Raw genomic sequence first — 18,492 nt, 5'->3', positions numbered from 1 at the left:
TCCTCCATCAGACAGGGTCCGCTGCGTGGCTGCCGTGCTGTTCCGCTTCAAGATACGCCACCAGATCCGCAATCGAAATCAGGGGGCAGCCATGCTCGATGGCGAAGCCGCGCAATCCGTCCAGCCGCATCATTTCTCCGTTGTCGTACACAAGCTCTGCTATCACGCCCACGGGCTCCAGGCCCGCGAGCCGGCACAGGTCCACGGCCGCTTCGGTGTGGCCGGGACGTTCCCGCACTCCCCCCTTAACGGCGCGGAGGGGAAAAACATGCCCGGGACGGGTCAAGGAATGTGGCCGGCTTTGCGGGTCGGCCAGGATCCGGGCCGTCAGGGCGCGGTCCGTGGCGGAAATTCCGGTGCTGACACCCACGGCGGCGTCGCAGGACACGGTGTAGGCGGTGCCCTTGGCGTCTTCGTTGATTGCCACCATTGGCGGCAGCGCCAGGGCGTCGGCCCGGCCGGCGTCGAGCGGTACGCAGATCACTCCGGAGCTGTAGCGGACTGTCCAGCCCATCAGCGCGGGGGTGGCGTGCTCGGCGGCGAAAATGATGTCGCCTTCGTTCTCGCGGTCCTCGTTGTCCACCACCAGGACGGGGCGCCCGGCTGCCATGGCGCTGATGGCGTCCTCGATCGGATCGAGGCCTACACGCCCGGTGCCGGCAGCGGTGGCGCGGAGCACCCCGGCCACGTCATGGCCGGGCTGGTCCGTGACCCGGCTCATTTCGCGGCCCCGTCCGTGAGGGCGGCTTCTCCGGCGGAACCTTCGGCTGCCCTGTGCGCGGCGGGCGATGAACCGCCGGCAAAGGACAGCAGGCGTTCGGTGTACTTCGCCAGGACATCGACTTCGAGGTTTACATGGCCGCCGGGTGTCTTCTGGCCCAGGCCGGTCTCGGCCAGGGTGGTCGGGATGAGCCCTACTTCAAACCAGGGCGCCGGATCGTTGGCCGGGCTGACTGCCGTGACGGTGAGGGAGACGCCGTCGACGGCGATGGATCCCTTTTCGGCGATGTACCGGGCCAGCCCGGCCGGCACCGCGAACCGCAGCCGGTCCCAGTTGCCAAGCCCCTCGCGCTCCACGAGCTGGCCGACGCCGTCGACGTGGCCCTGGACCACGTGGCCGTCCAACCGTCCCCCGGCGGGGACGCAGCGTTCCAGGTTGACGGGATCGCCCGCCGTGAGTTCTCCGATCGTGCTGCGGACCAAGGTCTCGCCCATGACGTCAACGCTGAAGTCCCTGCCGTCGATCTGCGTGGCGGTGAGGCAGACGCCGTTGACCGCTATGGAACCGCCCAGGGCGAGACCGTCCGTGGCGCCGGGCGCATGGAGCCGAACGGTGGCGCTGCTGTCCCCGTTGCGCTCAACGGAGAGCACCTTTCCCTGCTCGGCGATAATTCCGGTAAACATCAATTGCCTCCTGCGGCGGTGTCCGCGCCGGTGCGGTGCGGGGTGGTATCGGATGAAGTAGGGGTGGCGGCCGGGCCGGCCGGGTCAGCATCATCGGCGGTGGCGGCCGGGCGCAGATGGAGCCGGAGGTCGCGGCCGAGGACTTGGACGGCGCCTCCGGATGCCGGGTCCCATTCCCACCGCTGGGCATCGGCCAGGGTGGTGATGCCGAGGTCGTCCAGGGCGGCGGTGCCGGAGCCAAGCAGTGTGGGCGCCAGGTAGACGATGAGTTCGTCGACCAGGCCGGCGGCCAGGAACGCGCTCAGGATCCGTGAGCCGCCCTCCACCATGAGGTGCCGGACGCCGTGTGCGAACAGCTGGTCCAGGGCCTCGCGCGGGTCGCGGGTGGCCAGGTGCAGGACGTTGCCGTCGGCTCCGTGGATGGCGGCGTCGTCGGGAATGCCCCGGTACCCCATCACGGCGCGCAACGGCTGTTTGCCCTCTGCTTCGCCGTTGGCGTTCCGGGCGGTAAGCCGGGGGTTGTCGATCAGGACCGTCTGGGTGCCCACCAGGATGGCGTCTATCCGGCCGCGCAGGGCGTGGTTGTCCGCAAGCGATTCCGGGCTGGAGATCCACTGGCTGGTGCCGTCGCTGGCGGCGATGCGGCTGTCGAGAGTCTGGGCGATATGCAGGGTGACGAAGGGCCGTTTGGCGGCGACGGCGTCGAACCAGCGCCGGTTCAGGTCCAGCGCCGCCTCGGCCGCCAGCCCGGAGCGGACACGGACGCCCGCGGCCCGGAGCGTCACGGCGCCGCCGGCCGCCGGGTCGTGGGGATCGTCGACGGCGTAGATGACGTCGGTGATGCCGGCATCGATGATCGCCTGCGCGCAGGGGCCGGTGCGCCCACAGTGGTTGCAGGGCTCCAGCGTCACCACGATCGCCGCGCCGCGGAGGTCCCGGCCCGCCGCTTTCGCCTGGCCGATGGCGTCGGCTTCGGCGTGGGCAGTCCCTGCGCCGCGGTGGTAACCGGTGGCGAGGTGCGTCCCGTCGGTCCCGACGACGACGGCGCCGACGAGCGGGTTGGCGCCCCGCGGGCCCTGCGCCGCGGCGGCCAGGGCAGCCTGCATCGCAGCATTCTCGGCAGCGTTGAACGCGGCAGTGCCGGACTGGGCAGTGCCGGACGGGGCGGCGCTGAATCCGGCGCTGTTGAGGGCACTCACTTGGCCACCACGGGGTCGGGGAAGGCGGTTTCGACCGTGACCGGCAGGTTCGCCAGCCTGGAGGCACGCCACCAGACAAAGAACCCGGCCAGGGTGAAGAAGCCGTAGAAGAGGTACATGACGGCGCTGGCGTAGTAGCCGGCGCTGAACAGCAGTGGCACACCGACGATGTCCACCGCCACCCAGATGAGCCAGAACTCCGTCCAGCCCCGCGCCATGCCGTATGTCGCGAGCAGCGAGCCCATGAACGTCCACGCGTCGGCCCAGACCGGCGGGTAGGAGCCGAGGGAGTCGAAGACCGGGGTAAGCGCCATGGTGCCGGCCACGAGACTGAGGGCAAGAATCACCCGGGTCTGGTTGCCGGCCCAGCGCGGCGCGACGGCAGTGCCGCCGCTGCCGGACTTCCTGCCCTGCTGCCAGCGGTACCAGCCGTAGAGGGCGACGCCGATGAACATGACTTGGCGTCCGGCCTGGCCCCACAGCGTGGCCGGCGTGGCGGAACCGAAGACGTTGCCCAGGAAGACCGTCAGGAGCAGCAAGTTGCCGGCGATGCCGACGGGCCATGCCCAGACCCGGCGGCGCATGCCGCCGACGGCGCTGGCGAGGCCAAAGATGTTGCCTAGCACTTCACGAAGAATCAGGACAGATCCGCCTACGGGGATCTGCGCTTCGAAGAGCCATCGCAAGGGGTCCATGTGTGTGTCGTTCCTTCCCTCAAGAACCGCGATGGCTCCGGGGGTATACGACAGCGCAATTATGCGGCGCCGTTGGGGCGCCGCAGTAACAGCTGTACGTGCTTCTCTCATCCAGACTTTAACTGTCGGTACCGGAATTTCACCGGTTCAACCGTTTGCCGGCTTCCTTCCCGAGGGAGGGCGCTGGCGCGCGGGTCGCGGACTGTCACCGCCGGTTCGGACTTACACCGACCCCGGAGCACGTATGTGTGTTGTTATTCTGACACAACTGCGGCCCTGCCCGGGCTATTCCCCGGATGCCGATGTTACGCCCGGCGTCATCTTCGCAGCAGTTCCCTGCCGGGACCGCGCGTCAGCGGGACCCCGCCGCCCGGAGCCTTTCGACAGCCGCCGCCGGATCCGCGGCGCCGTAGACGGCTGACCCCGCAACAAAGACGTTCGCCCCCGCCTCTGCCGCGCGCACGATCGTCTCCTCGGTGATGCCGCCATCCACCTGCAGGGCCACCGCGACCCCGGAGCCGTCAATGGCAGCGCGGGCCCGCCGGATCTTGGGCAGCGTCAGGTCCAGGAAAGACTGCCCGCCGAAGCCTGGCTCCACCGTCATGATCAACAGCAGGTCCAGTTCCGGGAGCATGTCCAGATAGGGCTCCACGGGGGTGCCCGGACGCAGCGCCATGCCGGCTTTGGCCCCGCGGGCGCGCAGTTCCCGCGCGAGTTTGATCGGCGCGATCGAGGCTTCGGCGTGGAACGTCACCGAGGCCACCCCGGCGTCGGCGAAGCCCGGCGCCCAGCGGTCCGCGTCGGCGATCATCAGGTGGGCGTCCAGCGGCACCGGGCTGACGGCCTGGATGCGCTGCACCACAGGCAGCCCGATGGTCAGGTTGGGCACGAAATGATTGTCCATGACGTCCACATGCACCGCATCGGCATTGCTGATGCGGCGCAGTTCGGCCTCAAGGTTGACGAAGTCAGCCGAAAGGATGCTCGGGTTGATGCAGCACTGGGCCATGGATTTCCTTCACGTTCGTACTTTGCTGGTTCGTTCTTGGTGACAGGGCCCCAGTATCAGCGAAACTCAGGCCAACTTGCGAATCAGCGCCAGGAACATGGCGTCCGTCTGGTGCACGTGCGGCCAGAGCTGGGCGGTGAGCTCGTGCCCGGCTTCGAGGTGGCCGGTGAGGCTGACGCCGTCCAGCACGGCGCCGGCGTCGAGGAGTTCGAGGTCCTCGCGCTTGCGCAGGGCATCACTGACGACGGCGGTGGTCTCTGCCGGGTGCGGCGAACATGTCACGTACGCCACCACGCCGCCGGGCTTGACGGCGTCGATCGCGGAATTGAGCAGCTGGCGCTGCAGTGGGCCAAGGTCCACGAGGTCCTTGGGGGTGCGCCGCCAGCGCGACTCCGGACGCCGGCGCAGGGCGCCCAGGCCGGTGCACGGGACATCCACCAGGACGCGGTCGAACGACTCCGGCTGCTCGGCGCCAATGTCGCGGCCGTCCCCGGTCCTGACCTCCCAGGCCCCCCCCGGGACCGCCGACAGGGCCTGCCGCACGAGTTTGGCACGGTGCGGGGCGAATTCGTTGGCCAGCAGGTGGGCTCCCCGCTGCCCGGCGAGGGCTCCGAGCAGGGCGGCTTTGCCGCCGGGACCGGCACAGAGATCCAGCCAGCGCTCCCCCGCGCCCCCGCTGTCCGTCCCCGTTTCGCCGCCAGGATTTGTGCCGGGGTCTGCGCTGATGTTGTTTTCGGGCCGGGCGCCGGGGGTTGTGCCGAGATCGACGGCGGCCATGGCGCGGGCCACGAGCTGCGAACCGACGTCCTGGACTCGGGTGCTTCCGTCACGGACCGAGGCGAGCCGGCCGAGGTCCCCGCCGCTGGAGAGCGCGGATCCCTCGACGAGCTCGCCCGGGGTGGCCCCGCCTTCCAGGGCCTCGTCGAGGCTGCCGATGCCGGGCAGCGCCACAAGGTTCACCACGGGCGCGGCGTTGTCGGCTTCGAGGAGCGCGTCAATCTCAGAAACCGCCCGGCCGTGGGCCACGAGCGACTGGCGGAGCGCGCGGACGATCCATTCCGGGTGGGCGTAGCGGATGGACGCGATCGTGGTGGCATCGGTCTCGGTGCTGAGCAGCAGGTCGAGCCACTCGTCGAGGGTGCGGGCGGAGACTTTGCGCAGGACGGCGTTGATCAGTGCGGAGGGCCCGGCCCCGATCACGGCGCGGGCCAGCCCCACCGTCTGGTCCAAGGCGGCGTGAGCGGGCACGCGCATGGCGAGCAGCTGGTGCACCCCGATCCGCAGGGCATCCAGGATCGCGGGATCCAGCTCCTCAAGCGGACGGTCCACGCACCGGGCCAGGATGGCGTCGTACGTGCCCTGGCCGCGGAGGGCGCCATAGCTGAGCTCGGTAGCGAAACCGGCGTCGCGCTTGTCCAGCCCGTGGTGCCGGATCCGGGCCGGGAGCACCAGGTTCGCGTAGGCGTCCTCGGCGGCCACGGCGCGGAGCACTTCAAAGGCAACCAGCCGGGCCGGATCGGCACGGCGGGTCCGCTGGGACGGGGCGCTCTCGGTGAAGCCGCGCTGCGGGCCGCGGTTGCGTTCCCGGCCCTGGGCGTTCCGCCTGCTGCCGCCCCCGGCGCCCTGGCCACTGCCTCGGCTGTTGCCGCTGGTCCCGGAACCGCTCATTCGAATACCACGCTTTCAAGTGTTGCCTGCCCACGCGCCCAATCAGCGGCGGCCATCATTTTCTTGCCCGCGGGTTGCACCCGCGTCAATTCCACCGGGTGCGATCCCGTACCGACGAGAACCCGTTTCCCGTCCATGGCCAGCTGTCCGGGCCGAAGCGCCGCCGAGTCCGCTGCCGGGAGCACTGGCTCCAGTTTGATCCGCTGGCCCTCCAGAAGTGTCCAGGCGCCCGGCTCCGGCGTGACGCCGCGGGCACGGCGGCCGATCGCCAGGGCGGGCTGCTGCCAGTCGAGCCGGCCGTCTTCGAGACTGAGTTTGGGTGCCAGGCTGACGTCGCCCTGCTGCGGGAGCGCGACGGCCTTGCCTGCGTCGATGGCGGACAGCGTTTGGGCCAGCAGGACCGCGCCGCTGTGGGAGAGGCGTTCGAGCAGGGCCCCGGCGGTATCGGCGGCGTGCACGGTCTCCGTGAGGGTCCCGAAGACCGGACCGGTGTCCAGCCCCTCCTCCAGGCGGAAGGTGACGGCACCTGTGACGTCGTCGCCGGCGATGACGGCGCGCTGCACGGGGGCTGCGCCGCGCCAGGCCGGCAGTAAGGAGAAGTGCAGGTTTACCCAGCCGTGGCGGGGGACAGCGAGGGCCGCGGGGGGAATCAGCCCGCCATAGGCCACGATCGCCGCAACGTCCGGTGCTGCGGCGGCAATGCGGGCGGTGACCCCGGCATCGACTTTGGCGGCGTGGATGATCTCAATGCCGAGCTCGGCGGCCCTGGCGGCCACGGGCGACGGCGTCAGGACGCGCTTGCGTCCCAGCGGTGCGTCCGGGCGGGTGAGGACAGCGACGACGTCGAACCCGGCGTCGACAAGGGCGTCGAGCGACGGCACGGCGACAGCGGGGGTTCCGGCGAAGAGAACCCTCACGGGGTGATTCCGAAGCTGGACCCGCCAAAGCTCGTCCCGACGCTCTTCGCGCGCTTGGTGGTTGTCTGTTCCGTGATGGCGTCGTAGTTGGCATTGCGGATGGCGCGCAGGGCGGCCTTACGGTCTTCGCCCTCGAGCCGGTCGGTGTAGAGAATGCCGTCCAGGTGGTCGGTCTCGTGCTGGAAGCAGCGCGCCAGCATGTCCTCGCCCTCCACGGTGACGGGGTTGCCGTGCAGGTCCACGCCGGTCACCCGGGTGTGGCGGTACCGGCGGACGGGGAAGCCCAGACCCGGGATGGACAGGCATCCCTCAACCTGGTCCGGCTGGAAGTCCTCGCTGCTTTCCAGCACCGGGTTGACGATGTGACCCTCGACGCCGCCGATCCGGTAGGTGAAGACGCGCAGGCTCACACCGACCTGGGGCGCGGCCAGGCCGGCGCCCTCGACATCCTCCATGGTTTCGGTCATGTCGGCGACGAGCTTTGCCAGTTCAGGCCCGAATTCCGTCACGGGATCGGCGACTGTGCGCAGCACAGGATCTCCGATGATGCGGATATTCAAAATGGCCATGTGCAGTCTGTCCTCACGGTGGGCGGCTAGGGGTCCAGTCCAGTTTAGTTGCAGCTGCCCGTGCTTCTGTTGGTTGCTTTTGTTGGTTGCTTCTGTTGGTTGCTTCTGGTCAGCGCTTCACGGGCGGCGCCAGCGGGAGCAGTGCTGCTCCGGCGGTTGCCGTGTCGGCGGACATCTCCCACACGCGGCGCAGCGCACAGAATTTCCACCAGTGATGCTTCAGGACCTCGGGGTTGGCCCGCTGCGGACGGACCTCGGTCTCGCCGACCGCCACGGCCAGGAGGATCGGGGACTCGCCGTGCTGCCAGGCCTCCCACTCCCCCGCGACGGGATCCACGAGGCTTTCCTCAGCCTTCATGCCCGCCACGAGCTGCATGACCACCTTGTCATCAAGCGGTTTGACGGTGCCGTCCCGGCTGGTGCCCTTGGTCTTGTAGTCGATAAGACAGGTCCGGCCATTGATCCGTGCCACGAGGTCCAGGGTGCCGGCATAGCCGACCGTCTTGTTCCACACCGTAATTTCCGGAGCGATGGGTTCAACCTGGAAGAGCTCCCACCATTCGTCGAAGCGTGCCGCGAAGGCTTCCTCGCCGTTGGCGGCCAGCGCCTCCCGTGTTTCCTTCATCTGGTGCGGCCGGCCGAGCGCACGCAGCGCAACCTGCTCACAATAGTTATGGACCCGGTCGCCGCGTTTGGCGGCATCGTCCCGGTACGACTCCGCCGCCTTGGCGGCCCGGCTGACCGCCTGCCGCAGTTTGGCCGGGCTCCCCAGGATGCCGGGGAGCTCGGGATCTTGGGCCAGGCTGTTGGCGCCCATGTACCCGAACCAGCCATCCAGGCCGTGTGGCTGCTGGCCGATCACCGTGGTGATGGAAGGGACAGAGAACTGTGCCGACGTGGAGCGGGCGTACATGCGGCCATAGTCCGTGGCGTGGGCGAGGAGTGGAGCGGTCATATGAAGACTCTTTCACGGGGGTCAGACAACGATGAAAAGCAAAATGGCCCGCCCCGCTGAGTCAGCGGAACAGACCATTTCGTTAGTGGGCGATACTGGGTTCGAACCAGTGACCTCTTCGGTGTGAACGAAGCGCGCTACCACTGCGCCAATCGCCCTAACGACATTGAATGCTAGCCCACCCGGGCGGATTTTAGAAATCGACCCGTGGGAACCTGGCCGCGGCGGGAATGGGGTCCCAATACTCGCCCGCAACAGGCCCGTGCACGGGCAGTGTCAACCAGCCCTCCACCGGCCGTTCCAGTCGTGCCACTCTGAAGGCCCGGTCAGTAGTCCCGGCGCCGCTTAGGGCCACGACTGGACACCGAGGCTAATTACAGCGCTGTAATTAGCAAAATCCCCTAGAACTCGGGGAAGTAAGGCCATGGAACGCGGTGCAATGGGTCTCGATTTGTAGATTCCCAGAACCTCCTATAGAGTTCTTACTCGTTGGAACGCGAGGAAATGCCGAATGCGGCAAGGAAATGCACACCAACAATGCGGACGTAGCTCAGCTGGTAGAGCACCACCTTGCCAAGGTGGATGTCGCGAGTTCGAATCTCGTCGTCCGCTCGCAGGACACTGTCACGGCAAAGGTTCTTCGGAATCCTGTCTACACGGTGGGTTGGCCGAGAGGCGAGGCAGCGGCCTGCAAAGCCGTATACACGGGTTCGAATCCCGTACCCACCTCGGTGAAAACCCTGGTTTCCGGTTTCGATCGGATGCAAGGGGCGATTGGCGCAGCGGTAGCGCGCTTCCCTGACACGGAAGAGGTCACTGGTTCGATCCCAGTATCGCCCACCAGAGCAAGGCAACTTGCTTGATGCAGTACCACCGGCCCAGCCGGCATGGACTAAATGCGGACGTAGCTCAGCTGGTAGAGCACCACCTTGCCAAGGTGGATGTCGCGAGTTCGAATCTCGTCGTCCGCTCTCTTCATTACAACTCCACTCCGGATCCTTCCGGTTGCGGGCGATTGGCGCAGCGGTAGCGCGCTTCCCTGACACGGAAGAGGTCACTGGTTCGATCCCAGTATCGCCCACCACAAGAGCAGCTCCCCCGGAGCTGCTCTTTTTTGTGTGCTCCTGTTTGTGAACTGCGGGTTTGTGCACTGCGGGTTTGTGCACTGCGGGTCTGTGTACTGGGGATTGGTGCACTCCGGGCCCTTCTACCCTGTGCACCTGGCCTTCCATCTTTTATCCTCTGGGCGGACACCCTTGGCACCCCCGCCACCTCCCGCTAGGGTAGAAAACGCAAGGAGCGATCTGGCTCCGCGACCGAAGGGAGGTGCCCGTGGGTTTACTTGACGATCTAAAGGGCAAGGCTCAGCAAGTTATTGGTGGCAACGAAGAAGCCATCAAGGACGGCATCGAAAAGGCAGGCGACTTCGTCGACTCCAAGACCGGCGGTAAGCACGCCGGCACGATCGATGCCGTGCAGCGTGGCGCTTCCGACTTCGTGGACAAGGCGAACGACCGGCCGAATTCGGCCCCGGTCGCCGATCAGACTCCCGCAGCCGGTGAGCCCCCCGTAACCGGGGAACCCCGCCAGCCAGGCCTCTGACCCAGATCCGTCAGCGAGGTGCCGGTCCCGCCGAGAGGCGGCGCCGGCACCTCCGGCATTTAACGGCGACTTCAACCAGGCAACGCGGGGTCACTTCGCGCCCATCCGGCGCATCCGGATGGGCCGTAACTGAGCCCGCGTTGGATTTGGCGTTGTACTTGGTGGGAACCGGCGCTAGGACGGTTCGTGGTTTTGGCCCTCGCGGGCCAGCGCGGTCAGCCTGGAGACGGCGCGGAAGTACTTCTTCATGTACCCGCCGGTCATCATTTCCTCGGTGAAGAGCTGGTCGAACGGCACACCACTGGCAAGGATGGGCACGTCCTTGTCGTACAGCCGGTCAGCCAGCACCACGAAGCGCAGCGCAACGGCCTGCTCGGTAATCGTGTGCACGTTCTTCCAGACCACGCCCTCGATCCCCTCCAGCAGCTGGCGGTAACGGCTCGGGTGCACGCCGGCCAGGTGGTTGATCAAGGTGCTGAACTCATCGCGGGCCACGGTCTTGCCGTCGAACTCGGCATGCATGTGGTGGGTCAGGTCATCATTGCGCAGCGGCGACGGCGCGGCCGGCAGGCCACGGTGGCGGAAGTCCTCGCCGTCGATCCGCACGACGTCGAACTGGTCCGCCAGCACCTGGATTTCCCGGGCGAAGTCGACGGCGGCGAAGCGCCCGTCCCCGAGGGACCCCGGCAGCGTGTTCGATGTGGCGGCAAGCTTCACGCCGGCGTCGGCGAGTTCGCGCATGAGCCGGGACATGAGCACAGTGTCGCCCGGATCATCGAGCTCAAATTCATCGATGCAGACCAGCTTGTAGTGGCTCAGGGCCTCAACGGTCTTGCGGAAGGACAGCGCACCGACGAGGTTGGTGTATTCGACGAACGTGCCGAAGGCCTTGGGCCCGGGGGCGGCGTGCCACAGCGATGCCAGCAGGTGGGTTTTGCCCACACCGAATCCGCCGTCGAGGTAGATCCCGGCCCGGGAAGTGTCCTTCTTGCCGAAGAGCCGCTTGAACAGCCCGTCGCCGTCGCGTGCGCCCACGCCGGCCGCAAAATGCTGCAGGGCATGGACCGCATGGGCCTGGCTGGGCTGGGCGGGATCGGGCCGGTAGCTGGAAAACGACACCTCACCGAACCGCGGCGATGGATAGAACCCATTGAGGAGTTCATCCACGGAAACTGCCGGTGTGCGGGCGGCGAGCTGTTCGATCTGTACCAAGGTGGTCCGTTCTGCTGGTCTCTTGTCCCCAGCAAGAATACCGGCAAAGCCTGGCCGGCCCGCGTGCGCGGCTGTGGACCCGCGGCCGGCGTGAGGAAGACCACATTTCCCCGTGTGAACCCGGTGGAGCATTCCCACCGGCCCGTGACTAGTGTTGTAACAGGCCTGGCGCGGCGCACGCTTTCCGCGCCCGGCCTCCTGACCGTTCAAGTGAAAGGCCATCGCAATGACCTACCCCGTTGAGCAGAACGAGAAATTCGCCGCCTACGCCCACCCTGACCGCCTGGTGTCCACGGAATGGCTGGCCACCGCGATCGAGGATGGGGCCCTCGACGGCGGCAATCTCGTGGTGGTCGAATCCGACGAAGACGTCCTGCTGTACGAGACCGGACACATCCCCGGCGCGGTGAAAATCGACTGGCACACGGACCTGAACGACGAGGTGACCCGCGACTACGTCGACGGCGAAGCCTTCGCCGCGCTGGTCGCGTCCAAGGGCATTTCCCGGGACAGCACGGTGGTCATTTACGGCGACAAGTCGAACTGGTGGGCCGCGTACGCCCTGTGGGTGTTCACGCTCTTCGGCCACGAGGACGTCCGGCTCCTGGACGGCGGCCGGGACAAGTGGATCGCGGAAGGCCGGGCGCTCTCCACCGTCACGACCGCCGCCACCCCCGCCGACTACCCCGTCGTGGAGCGGGACGACGCCCCGATCCGCGCCTTCAAGGATGACGTCCTGGCGCACTTCGGCAAGCCGCTGATCGACGTCCGCTCGACCGAGGAGTACACCGGCCAGCGCACCCACATGCCCGCCTACCCGGAAGAGGGCGCGCTGCGCGGCGGCCATATCCCCACGGCGGCCTCCATCCCCTGGGCCCGTGCGGCGGCCGGCGACGGCACGTACCGGAACCGCGGCGAGCTCGAGGCCCTCTACCTCGGCGAGGCCGGGTTGAACGAAGGCGACGACGTCGTGGCGTACTGCCGGATCGGCGAGCGGTCCAGCCACACCTGGTTTGCGCTGAAGTACCTGCTGGGCTTTGAGACCGTGCGGAACTACGACGGCTCCTGGACCGAATGGGGCAACGCCGTGCGCGTCCCGATCGTCAAGGGTGCCGAACGCGGCGCGGTTCCGGCCGGCCGTTAGCCGCGGTGACCGTGGAGCGGGACCGGTCCCGACAGGGACACAATCGGCGCGCCTGCGTAAGCTGGGAGTGATGAATACTTCAGCCCTCCCCGCCGCGCTGGCGGACATTGTCGACGATTTCCAGGCCCTGACCGAAGCAGAGCGGCTGCAGCTGCTCCTTGAGTTCTCGCAGGGGCTTCCGGAACTTCCGGAGCGGCTCCGGGATCACCCGGAGCTGCTCGAGCAGGTAGTGGAGTGCCAGACGCCGCTGTTCCTCACCGTCGAGACGGAACAGGCCGACGACGATTCGCCTGAGCGCGTCCGGCTCTACTTCAAGGCACCCAAGGAGGCCCCGACCACCCGCGGGTTTGCCGGAGTCCTCCACGAAGGACTCGACGGGCTCAGCGCCGCGGAAATCCTGGCCGTCCCGGACGACATGCCCGAACTGTTGGGCCTCACCCGGGCCATCACTCCCCTGCGCATGCGCGGAATGACCGCCATGCTGGGCCGGATCAAGCGCAAGGTCGTCGCGTCCGGAGACCGCCAGCCGTCGGCGCAGTCCTGACCCTCAGCGCCCGGACAGCCAGAGAACATGGCCCGCAAGCACGCGTCGCAGGGAACTCCGGCCACCGCGGCACTCGCGGCCGCCGGGGTTCCCTTTGTGGCCCACCCCTACACCCATGACCCCGCGGCGGCCAGTTATGGCCTGGAAGCGGCGGAAGTGCTCGGCGTCGACCCTGACCGGGTGTTCAAGACCCTGATGGTCGACGTCGACGGCCGGCTCGCCGTCGGCGTCGTGCCGGTCAGCGGCAGCCTGGACCTCAAGGCGATGGCCGCGGCTTTAGGCGGCAAGAAAGCAGAGATGGCCGATCCGGCCGCGGCGCAGCGGCGGACCGGATACGTTCTCGGCGGCATCTCACCGCTCGGCCAGCGCCAGTCCTCCCCCACGGTGGTGGATGAGAGCGCACTGGCGCTGGAGACCATCCTCGTTTCGGGCGGACGGCGCGGCCTGGACATCGAGCTGGATCCGGCCGAGCTCATTCGGCTCACGGCTGCCCGCACCGCCAGGATCGGGACCCGGCGCGACTGACCCGGCCCCAGATGTCGAGACGACAGGGTGCCGCATTGTTCGTGCACAACACTGCCGTGATCTGTCAGCGAACTGTCAGTGAACTGTTAACTGGATGCGGCATTGCCGGCCGGAGGCTCCTGGTCGCCGGGGTTGGCGCGGGGCGCCAGCTGCTGCCGGAGCCAGGCCGAGACCTGCCGCTCCCAGCGTTCCGGGTCCACGTTCCATTCCTTGGTATGCAGGGCCTTGTCGAAGGGCTCGAAGGTGACCATCTCGGGGTTTTTCTCGGCCAGCGCCGCGGAGGGCCCGTAAGGTACGTACTCGTCGTCCACGCTGTGCACAATGAGGGTCGGCGTCCTCAGCTCCACGGCCCGCGAGACCCAGTCCATCGCTTTGAGGTCGACGGGCGCGGCCAGGCCGGTCAGCCGACGGCCCAGGCGGTGGCTGAGCATGAGTTGTCCGTAGCGGCCCACGGACGACGGAATCCGGTTCAGCTCCGCGTGGTGGGCCAGCACGTTGACCCAGTTGATCACCGGCGCGTCCAGGACCATGGCCCGGATCAGGTGGCGGTGCCGGGAAAGGTCAGCGGTCTGGAGGCAGATCGCGCCGCCCATCGACCAGCCGAACAAAACCACCTCGCGGGCGCCCTGCTGCACGGCGTAGCCGATGGCGGCCTCGACGTCGCGCCATTCGGTGGAGCCCAGGCCGTACCGCCCGTCGCTGGCTGACGGGGCCAGGCCGTCGTTGCGGTAGGAGATCAGCAGGCTGGACATGCCCAGTTCCCTGGCGGTCCGGACGGCCCGCAGCCCTTCCTGCCGGGTGGCCCCGCGCCCGTGCACCATGATCGCCCACACGTCGGGGGCCACATCCTCCGCCACGGCCGGCGCGGCGCGGACGAGCCAGGCCGGCGCGGTCCCGGCGTCGACGTCGATCAGCACGTCCTCCACCGGAAACCCCAGGGCGGCCGGATCCGGATAGGCCGCACCGCTCCACCAGCCGCGCCGGGCCGTGGCCATGTCACCGCTGTAGACGTGCTCGACCTCGCGCAGCACGGTGCGTTCGGCCGGGGAGTAGGACAGGATCCGGCCGATCCGCGCATGCCCGCGGCCGCCGTCGAAGAAGAATCCGTACACCCCGTCCACCGTGGCGTCGGGGGTGGCTGCGAAAATGACCCGCAGGGCCCGTCCCTCGCGGATGACGGCCAGCACTTCCTGGTCCTCTGCCCGGAACCGGGCCGGGGTGATGACGCGGCGGGCGAAGTAGAGGGCGAGGGCCGAGGAGCCGGCGGCGAGGACGCCCGCAGCGGCGCTGCCGCCGATGATGCCCCCCACCGCCCACTTGGCGCTCCCGGACGTCACGCCGCCGGGGGCTGGCGCGACGGGGAGTGCTGTTCTGCGGGCAGCGGCCTGGCGGGCAGCGGCCTGGCGGAGGTCCGGGCGGAGGCGCAGGGAGGATGCCATGGCACCATTCTTACTGAAGCGCAGCCCAACCACGGCATCGGCGGGGTTTCAGGCGCACGGTCGGGCCGGTACAGACACGCCAGGGTCCCCCGGGACACAACGATGCAGGTCAACACGAGCGCGACTAGGCTGGGGTCATGAGTGATCCAATCGTCATTTTGACAGAAGAGCCCCTCGGTGCGGATGACCGCGTCAATATTGAAACCCTGATTGCCGGCGGTGATGCGCCCCTGCTGATCCTGGTGCCGGCCAACACCGAGCGGCACCTGGTGGTGGATTTCCTGGAAAACCTTTCCATGCTTGAAATCGCCAAGGCCTTCCGTGAACTGACAGCACACTCGGATCCCGCCGGGGAGCGGGCCGAAGCAGCCGACACCCTGGCCGCCTCACTGGCCGCGCTGGCCGGTCTGGGCGGCGGCGTCTCGGGCGAAGTCGTCGAGGGCAAGGCCGTTGACGGCCTGGTTGCCAAGGTCAAGGAACTCAGCGCCGGACAGGCGGTGGTCATCACCCGCCCGCACGCCGTGGCCGACACGTTCCACACCGACTGGGCCACCAAGGCACAGGACAAGCTGGGGCTGCCCGTCCTGCATCTGTACGCCGGTTCGGGATTTATCGGGGACTCCTGAGCGTTATTGAGGCTATGAGTATCTTTAACAGGCCTAAATCCATGCCCTCGGCAGTGCCCGCCACCGAGCCCGCGACCGAACCCGCCGCCGACCCCGCCGCCACGGCCTTTGACCAGACTCCGGCCGGAACGCCCGTCGAAAAGACGGACGCCCAGTGGCGCGAGGAACTGACGCCTGAGGAGTACCGCGTGCTCCGCCAGGCAGGCACCGAGCGGCCGTACACCGGCGAATACTGGGACACGCACACCCGGGGTGTCTACAAGTGCCGGGCCTGCGGCACCGACCTCTTCACCAGCAACGAAAAGTTCGACTCGCACTGCGGCTGGCCGTCCTTCTGGGCGCCGCTCGCCGAGGGCACCGTCCGCTACATCCATGACCGCACCATGGGCATGGACCGGGTGGAAGTCCGCTGCAGCACCTGTGATTCCCACCTGGGGCACGTGTTCGACGGCGAGGGCTACGGCACCCCCACGGACCAGCGCTTTTGCATCAACTCGGTTTCCCTGAAGCTGGTTCCCGCGGACGACGCCGGGCAGTAGCCCGCAGCCCTGCCTCTCCTTCCGCTGGAACGGCTTTTCAGAATCACTTGCCACAGACTTTCTTATGCTCGAGGCAATTTTGCATTAGAGTCTCTGCTTGCTTGCTACGCTCGATTCAGATCCAGCGACACGCTCCACAGCAAACAGAAAGGCGACCGTCGACGATGACCACGACCGCTCTTACCGCCCCCGCCCCGATCACCGCCGGCAACCAGGAATGGCTGCGGCTCAAGGCTGCCGCCACCGCCCTGCGCGCTCTCCAGGTCCAGGACGGATCCGTGCCGGATGCCGAAGCCCACGAAGCCGCGGCCGGCCACGTCGCAACCATCACCACGGCGGTCGCGGCCCTGGCCCCGTCCTTCCCGCACGACGCGAACTACCTGGAACTGCTGGTCACCGACTTTGACCGCTGGGCCGATGGCGGCTTTGGGGTCCCGGACTTCCTGGACTCCCTGCAGGCGTTCCAGCCGCAGCAGCACCGGGTCAACGGACTCCAGCACCTGGTCGTGTTCCCGATGTACACGCAGAACGGCAGCAGCAGCCGCCTCGTCGAGGCCGTGCTGATCGAGGTCATCTGGCCGGAATTCATCGGCGGCTTGGAAACCGGCGAATACTCCAACAAGCTCTTCGTCCCGATCCGGTTCCTCGACTTCACCGCAGGCTACGACACCAACTCCGCAGTCCTGTTCCCCGAGACCGTCGCGGTCCGCGAGACCCCGACGTTTACGTGGGGCGCGATCTTCGCCGACCGCGAGGCCGCACGCTTCCGCCGCGTCCTGCGCGCCGCCGCCGAGATCACCTCCCTGCAGCTGCCCGAGGACGCCGCCGGGCTCCTGGCGGACCAGCAGCTGACGCAGGAAACCTTTGTCATGTGGGACCTGATCCACGACCGCACCCACATGCGCGGCGACCTGCCCTTCGACCCGTTCATGATCAAGCAGCGCATGCCGTTCTTCCTCTATTCACTGGAGGAGCTGCGCTGCGACCTCACCGCCTTCCGCGAATCCGTGAAGATCGAGAAGGACGAGGACGCTGACCCGGAGGCCCGCCGGCACGCCAAGCTGGTCCAGTACGCCGTGATCTTCGACCGCATCTTCCGCTTCGCCATTACCGGCACTCGCGTGCGGAACTACGACGGCCTTGGCGGCCAGCTGCTCTTCGCCTGGATGCACCAGCACCACGTCCTGCACTGGACCGACAGCAAACTCAGCATCGACTGGGACGAGGCTGCCGACGTCGTGGTTGAACTCGGCGCGAAGATCGAGGAACTTTACTGGCGCTCGATCGACCGCCCCAAGATGGCCCACTGGCTCGCCGCCTACGAGCTCATCTCCGGCACGGTCACGCCCAACCCGGCCTCGGTCTGGGCCAAGGGTCCGGACGCCCTCCCCCTGGACGGTCCGCCCCGCGGCCTCACGGACCAGGTCCTCGACGACGAGTTCCCGCTCTCCATGTTCTACGAGGCGCTGGAGAAGAAGATGCGTCCCGTCATCGAATCCACTGCCGGCATCACAGGGTCCTCAGACACGGGATCAAAGTCCGGCGACCCCCAGGCCCTGAACGCCGGATGAGCGCCGGACGCACTTTGAACGTGCTGGTCACGGGGGGCAGCGGGCCGTCGGGAATCGCGACGGCCCGCGCCCTGCGCGGCGCCGGCCACAGGGTCTTCACGGTCGGATCGGATGCCGCGCGCATCGAGGCAGCCGCCGCCGAGGCCGGCGACGGCGTCACGCCGCTCGCCTGCGACCTCGCCAGCCTGGCCGACGTCCGCGCCCTGCGGGAAAGCATTGCAGGCATGGCCGGACGCGTCGACGGCGTTATCCACCTGGTGGGCGGCTGGCGCGGCGCGAAAGGCATCACGGACCAGAGCGACGACGACTGGGACTTCCTGGAACGCAACGCCGTCACGACCCTGCGGAACGTCACACGCGTCTTCTTCGACGACCTCGCTGCCTCGGAGGCCGGACGCTTCGCCATGGTGTCCTCCACGGCGGTAAGCGCCCCGACGGCGGCGGGGGCGAGCTACGCCGCGGCCAAGGCGGCCGCCGAGGCCTGGACGCTGGCGGTCGCTGACGGCTTCCGCCGGGCCCACGCCGCGGGCAACGCCACCGGCACTCCCGGGCAGGACAGCTCGCAACAGGACAACGCCGGGCAGGACAGCGCCGCGTTGCGCAGCGCCGCCGTCATTTTCGTGGTGAAAGCCCTCGTTGACGCGCAAATGCGGGCCAAGGCCCCGGACCGCAAATTCCCGGGCTTCACGGACGTGGCTGACCTGGCGGCTGCCGCAGCGGGACTCTTCAACGCTCCTGCCGGCGACCTGAACGGCCAGCGGCTGCTGCTCAGCCGCTGAAACATCCCTGATTCCGCGGCTCGGATCCACAGCCCCAGCGTCTGTGGCACAGGGTCTGGGCCCCGATCCAGGGCCCCGGGCTTAGCCCGGGCGGC

Annotated in this window: 19 protein-coding genes, 6 tRNA genes and 1 riboswitch; of the genes, 13 read left to right on the top strand and 12 right to left on the bottom strand. The window is 68.0% G+C overall.

The features are described from left to right. Window positions 1-7: 7 nt before the first annotated feature. The 10 genes from ribB to AC1D0A_RS08290 form a co-directional block, all read right to left on the bottom strand. Complete coding sequence (ribB, locus tag AC1D0A_RS08335; RefSeq protein ID WP_476945561.1) at window positions 8-721, bottom strand: 3,4-dihydroxy-2-butanone-4-phosphate synthase; 714 nt, start codon at window positions 719-721, stop codon at window positions 8-10. Further along, on the bottom strand, window positions 718-1,404 hold the full coding sequence (locus AC1D0A_RS08330; RefSeq protein ID WP_243179154.1) for a riboflavin synthase: 687 nt from the start codon (window positions 1,402-1,404) through the stop codon (window positions 718-720). The genes ribB and AC1D0A_RS08330 overlap by 4 nt, the downstream gene beginning before the upstream one ends. Next, on the bottom strand, window positions 1,404-2,510 hold the full coding sequence (gene ribD, locus AC1D0A_RS08325) for a bifunctional diaminohydroxyphosphoribosylaminopyrimidine deaminase/5-amino-6-(5-phosphoribosylamino)uracil reductase RibD (RefSeq protein ID WP_243179590.1): 1,107 nt from the start codon (window positions 2,508-2,510) through the stop codon (window positions 1,404-1,406). The genes AC1D0A_RS08330 and ribD overlap by 1 nt, the downstream gene beginning before the upstream one ends. 89 nt (window positions 2,511-2,599) lie before the next feature. Further along, window positions 2,600-3,298, bottom strand: coding sequence for a nicotinamide riboside transporter PnuC (pnuC, locus tag AC1D0A_RS08320; RefSeq protein WP_476945560.1), 699 nt, complete (start codon window positions 3,296-3,298; stop codon window positions 2,600-2,602). A 94-nt stretch (window positions 3,299-3,392) separates the two neighbouring features. Continuing rightward, window positions 3,393-3,544: riboswitch (FMN riboswitch) on the bottom strand. Window positions 3,545-3,650: 106 nt separating this feature from the next. Beyond that, window positions 3,651-4,307: a ribulose-phosphate 3-epimerase gene (rpe, locus tag AC1D0A_RS08315; protein ID WP_476945559.1), complete on the bottom strand. Its 657-nt coding sequence runs from the start codon at window positions 4,305-4,307 to the stop codon at window positions 3,651-3,653. 66 nt (window positions 4,308-4,373) lie between these two features. Further along, entirely contained in the window at window positions 4,374-5,975 is a 1,602-nt protein-coding gene (locus AC1D0A_RS08310) for an RsmB/NOP family class I SAM-dependent RNA methyltransferase (RefSeq protein ID WP_476945558.1), read from the bottom strand. Then, window positions 5,972-6,892, bottom strand: coding sequence for a methionyl-tRNA formyltransferase (gene fmt, locus AC1D0A_RS08305; RefSeq protein ID WP_476943874.1), 921 nt, complete (start codon window positions 6,890-6,892; stop codon window positions 5,972-5,974). The genes AC1D0A_RS08310 and fmt overlap by 4 nt, the downstream gene beginning before the upstream one ends. Further along, entirely contained in the window at window positions 6,889-7,461 is a 573-nt protein-coding gene (gene def / locus AC1D0A_RS08300; protein WP_243179169.1) for a peptide deformylase, read from the bottom strand. The genes fmt and def overlap by 4 nt, the downstream gene beginning before the upstream one ends. A 109-nt stretch (window positions 7,462-7,570) precedes the next feature. Next, the gene (locus AC1D0A_RS08295; RefSeq protein WP_243179171.1) at window positions 7,571-8,416 is read right to left on the bottom strand and encodes a cytochrome; all 846 of its coding nucleotides are present in this window, start codon (window positions 8,414-8,416) and stop codon (window positions 7,571-7,573) included. Between the two features lie 86 nt (window positions 8,417-8,502). Further along, a tRNA-Val gene (locus AC1D0A_RS08290) sits at window positions 8,503-8,574 on the bottom strand. Between the two features lie 381 nt (window positions 8,575-8,955). Here AC1D0A_RS08290 and AC1D0A_RS08285 point away from each other — a divergent pair. The 6 genes from AC1D0A_RS08285 (at window position 8,956) to AC1D0A_RS08260 (ending at window position 10,018) form a co-directional block, all read left to right on the top strand. After that, window positions 8,956-9,028: transfer RNA gene (locus AC1D0A_RS08285), tRNA-Gly, on the top strand. Window positions 9,029-9,074: 46 nt separating this feature from the next. Further along, window positions 9,075-9,145: transfer RNA gene (locus AC1D0A_RS08280), tRNA-Cys, on the top strand. Window positions 9,146-9,184: 39 nt separating this feature from the next. Continuing rightward, window positions 9,185-9,259, top strand: a tRNA-Val gene (locus tag AC1D0A_RS08275). 55 nt (window positions 9,260-9,314) lie between these two features. Beyond that, window positions 9,315-9,387 (top strand) — tRNA-Gly (locus AC1D0A_RS08270). Between the two features lie 38 nt (window positions 9,388-9,425). Next, window positions 9,426-9,500, top strand: a tRNA-Val gene (locus AC1D0A_RS08265). 248 nt (window positions 9,501-9,748) lie between these two features. Beyond that, on the top strand, window positions 9,749-10,018 hold the full coding sequence (locus tag AC1D0A_RS08260) for an antitoxin (RefSeq protein ID WP_243179173.1): 270 nt from the start codon (window positions 9,749-9,751) through the stop codon (window positions 10,016-10,018). Between the two features lie 174 nt (window positions 10,019-10,192). Here the strand turns inward: AC1D0A_RS08260 and zapE are convergent, their stop codons facing one another. Then, window positions 10,193-11,230, bottom strand: coding sequence for a cell division protein ZapE (gene zapE / locus AC1D0A_RS08255; protein WP_028277027.1), 1,038 nt, complete (start codon window positions 11,228-11,230; stop codon window positions 10,193-10,195). A gap of 226 nt (window positions 11,231-11,456) precedes the next feature. Here zapE and AC1D0A_RS08250 point away from each other — a divergent pair, with 226 nt between their 5' ends. The 3 genes from AC1D0A_RS08250 to ybaK all read left to right on the top strand — a co-directional run bounded on the left by AC1D0A_RS08250 (window position 11,457) and on the right by ybaK (window position 13,443). Then, on the top strand, window positions 11,457-12,374 hold the full coding sequence (locus tag AC1D0A_RS08250) for a sulfurtransferase (RefSeq protein WP_476945557.1): 918 nt from the start codon (window positions 11,457-11,459) through the stop codon (window positions 12,372-12,374). A gap of 70 nt (window positions 12,375-12,444) precedes the next feature. Continuing rightward, a complete protein-coding gene (locus AC1D0A_RS08245; protein ID WP_476945556.1) occupies window positions 12,445-12,918 on the top strand; it encodes a SufE family protein in 474 nt (157 codons plus the stop codon). Window positions 12,919-12,945: 27 nt separating this feature from the next. Then, window positions 12,946-13,443, top strand: a complete 498-nt coding sequence (ybaK, locus tag AC1D0A_RS08240) for a Cys-tRNA(Pro) deacylase (protein ID WP_476851506.1) — start codon at window positions 12,946-12,948, stop codon at window positions 13,441-13,443. An 86-nt stretch (window positions 13,444-13,529) separates the two neighbouring features. Here the strand turns inward: ybaK and AC1D0A_RS08235 are convergent, their stop codons facing one another. After that, window positions 13,530-14,882 carry an alpha/beta hydrolase family protein gene (locus AC1D0A_RS08235; RefSeq protein WP_476945555.1) on the bottom strand — a complete coding sequence of 451 codons (1,353 nt, stop codon included), beginning with the start codon at window positions 14,880-14,882 and terminating at the stop codon, window positions 13,530-13,532. Between the two features lie 137 nt (window positions 14,883-15,019). Between AC1D0A_RS08235 and AC1D0A_RS08230 the strand changes: the two genes are divergently transcribed. The 4 genes from AC1D0A_RS08230 to AC1D0A_RS08215 all read left to right on the top strand — a co-directional run bounded on the left by AC1D0A_RS08230 (window position 15,020) and on the right by AC1D0A_RS08215 (window position 18,397). After that, a complete protein-coding gene (locus AC1D0A_RS08230) occupies window positions 15,020-15,508 on the top strand; it encodes a hypothetical protein (protein ID WP_028277022.1) in 489 nt (162 codons plus the stop codon). A gap of 14 nt (window positions 15,509-15,522) precedes the next feature. Then, on the top strand, window positions 15,523-16,047 hold the full coding sequence (gene msrB, locus AC1D0A_RS08225) for a peptide-methionine (R)-S-oxide reductase MsrB (protein WP_476945554.1): 525 nt from the start codon (window positions 15,523-15,525) through the stop codon (window positions 16,045-16,047). Between the two features lie 164 nt (window positions 16,048-16,211). Further along, on the top strand, window positions 16,212-17,618 hold the full coding sequence (locus AC1D0A_RS08220) for a DUF6421 family protein (RefSeq protein WP_476945553.1): 1,407 nt from the start codon (window positions 16,212-16,214) through the stop codon (window positions 17,616-17,618). Beyond that, window positions 17,615-18,397, top strand: coding sequence for an SDR family oxidoreductase (locus AC1D0A_RS08215; RefSeq protein ID WP_459384439.1), 783 nt, complete (start codon window positions 17,615-17,617; stop codon window positions 18,395-18,397). The genes AC1D0A_RS08220 and AC1D0A_RS08215 overlap by 4 nt, the downstream gene beginning before the upstream one ends. Window positions 18,398-18,492 lie beyond the last annotated feature (95 nt).

This window comes from Arthrobacter sp. P1_D4 (assembly GCF_056406115.1).
Note: the sequence above shows the minus strand (reverse complement) of the source record. Positions and strands in the feature narration are given on the sequence as shown.

What these genes read in the sequence shown, in the direction of transcription:
- ybaK (WP_476851506.1), top strand. Translation starts at nt 12,946, where the DNA reads ATGGCCCGCAAGCACGCGTCGCAGGGAACTCCGGCCACCGCGGCACTC.
- AC1D0A_RS08235 (WP_476945555.1), bottom strand. Translation starts at nt 14,882, where the DNA reads ATGGCATCCTCCCTGCGCCTCCGCCCGGACCTCCGCCAGGCCGCTGCC.
- AC1D0A_RS08330 (WP_243179154.1), bottom strand. Translation starts at nt 1,404, where the DNA reads ATGTTTACCGGAATTATCGCCGAGCAGGGAAAGGTGCTCTCCGTTGAG.
- ribD (WP_243179590.1), bottom strand. Translation starts at nt 2,510, where the DNA reads ATGCAGGCTGCCCTGGCCGCCGCGGCGCAGGGCCCGCGGGGCGCCAAC.
- msrB (WP_476945554.1), top strand. Translation starts at nt 15,523, where the DNA reads ATGAGTATCTTTAACAGGCCTAAATCCATGCCCTCGGCAGTGCCCGCC.
- AC1D0A_RS08215 (WP_459384439.1), top strand. Translation starts at nt 17,615, where the DNA reads ATGAGCGCCGGACGCACTTTGAACGTGCTGGTCACGGGGGGCAGCGGG.
- AC1D0A_RS08245 (WP_476945556.1), top strand. Translation starts at nt 12,445, where the DNA reads ATGAATACTTCAGCCCTCCCCGCCGCGCTGGCGGACATTGTCGACGAT.
- ribB (WP_476945561.1), bottom strand. Translation starts at nt 721, where the DNA reads ATGAGCCGGGTCACGGACCAGCCCGGCCATGACGTGGCCGGGGTGCTC.
- AC1D0A_RS08250 (WP_476945557.1), top strand. Translation starts at nt 11,457, where the DNA reads ATGACCTACCCCGTTGAGCAGAACGAGAAATTCGCCGCCTACGCCCAC.
- AC1D0A_RS08310 (WP_476945558.1), bottom strand. Translation starts at nt 5,975, where the DNA reads ATGAGCGGTTCCGGGACCAGCGGCAACAGCCGAGGCAGTGGCCAGGGC.
- AC1D0A_RS08230 (WP_028277022.1), top strand. Translation starts at nt 15,020, where the DNA reads ATGAGTGATCCAATCGTCATTTTGACAGAAGAGCCCCTCGGTGCGGAT.
- pnuC (WP_476945560.1), bottom strand. Translation starts at nt 3,298, where the DNA reads ATGGACCCCTTGCGATGGCTCTTCGAAGCGCAGATCCCCGTAGGCGGA.
- AC1D0A_RS08295 (WP_243179171.1), bottom strand. Translation starts at nt 8,416, where the DNA reads ATGACCGCTCCACTCCTCGCCCACGCCACGGACTATGGCCGCATGTAC.
- rpe (WP_476945559.1), bottom strand. Translation starts at nt 4,307, where the DNA reads ATGGCCCAGTGCTGCATCAACCCGAGCATCCTTTCGGCTGACTTCGTC.
- def (WP_243179169.1), bottom strand. Translation starts at nt 7,461, where the DNA reads ATGGCCATTTTGAATATCCGCATCATCGGAGATCCTGTGCTGCGCACA.
- AC1D0A_RS08220 (WP_476945553.1), top strand. Translation starts at nt 16,212, where the DNA reads ATGACCACGACCGCTCTTACCGCCCCCGCCCCGATCACCGCCGGCAAC.